Source organism: Flavobacterium sp. LMO6 (genome assembly GCF_009495795.1).
Classification (GTDB): Bacteria; Bacteroidota; Bacteroidia; order Flavobacteriales; family Flavobacteriaceae; genus Flavobacterium.
Genome location: NZ_WIBH01000131.1, coordinates 1 through 206 on the forward strand (window position 1 = coordinate 1; position 206 = coordinate 206).

Consider the following 206-nt stretch of genomic DNA (forward strand, 5'->3'; position numbering starts at 1 on the left):
GCGTCGCGGATGCCGCGGAAATCGATGAACATGTGACTGTATTGGTGGCCGAACAGCGGCGGGAAGGCCAGGTGGGGCGGGCCCCAGCGATCAGCCCAGCTCATGTCGTAGGCGCGGCACCACTCATCCCAGACCGAGGCCGGGGCCGGATGGGTCGGGCTGCCGATGGCCAGCAGCAGCACCAGCATGCCCTCATTATAGATGTG

Annotated in this window: 1 protein-coding gene; it reads right to left on the reverse strand. The window is 66.0% G+C overall.

Annotation, left to right across the window (positions count from 1 at the left end):
- On the reverse strand, nt 1-206 hold a 206-nt coding region (locus tag GFJ99_RS13440), incomplete at both ends, for a glucoamylase family protein (protein ID WP_305069023.1).